Source organism: Acidobacteriota bacterium, assembly GCA_033549365.1.
In the GTDB taxonomy this organism is placed as follows: domain Bacteria; phylum Acidobacteriota; class Aminicenantia; order Aminicenantales; family Saccharicenantaceae; genus JAWSUF01.
The window spans coordinates 1-613 of the sequence record JAWSUF010000064.1 but is presented as its reverse complement, the minus strand read 5'-3'; the positions used below and the strand labels follow the sequence as shown (position 1 = coordinate 613).

The 613-nt window shown below is 56.1% G+C and carries 1 protein-coding gene; it reads left to right on the top strand.

Going from position 1 to position 613, the window contains the following annotated elements; translation table 11 throughout:
- Positions 1–390, top strand: a 390-nt coding sequence (locus SCM96_16060; GenBank protein ID MDW7762113.1) for a S41 family peptidase, incomplete at its 5' end; no start/stop codon positions are given.
- Between the last annotated feature and the right edge of the window lie 223 nt (positions 391–613).

Here is a 613-nt window from a genome sequence, read left to right as displayed (position 1 = left end):
GTTCTGGGTCCCAAGGTTCTGCTCATCAACATGATGGCCGGCTCGGGCGGCGATTACTTTCCGTGGATTTTCCGCAAGCTGGCCATCGGTCCCCTGATCGGAACGCGGACCTGGGGCGGCCTTGTGGCCTCGTGCGCGCCCTATCCCATGAAGGACGGCGGACGCGTCACCTCGCCGTGCAATGCCGTCTTCGAACCGGGCGTAGGCTGGGTCGCGGAAAACGAGGGCGTCCCGGCGGACATCGAAGTCCGCGTGGACGCCCGCTCCGTCGCCGCCGGGCGCGATCCGCAGCTCGAGCGCGCCGTCAAGGAAGCGCTGGATGCCGTCGCGCGTGAAGCAACACCAGAGGTCGAAATCCCGAAATACCCGCGCCCCGCCCGCCGAAAATAGATTTGTTGCTTGGCTTTGGCAATGCAAAGAAAACAATAAGGATGCATATTTCTTTCAGGGAAGGATACATGCTTAGAACGGCCATTTTATGGTGAAAAATGCTGTTCTAAGCATTTTATTGCGGAACTGAACAGACGGATATATAATAAAACTAAAGGAGCAAGTTTCTCTTAGAGGAGTGTTTTTTCCCATATAAAGGCCTCTCTAAGGGCTTAGCCAAACT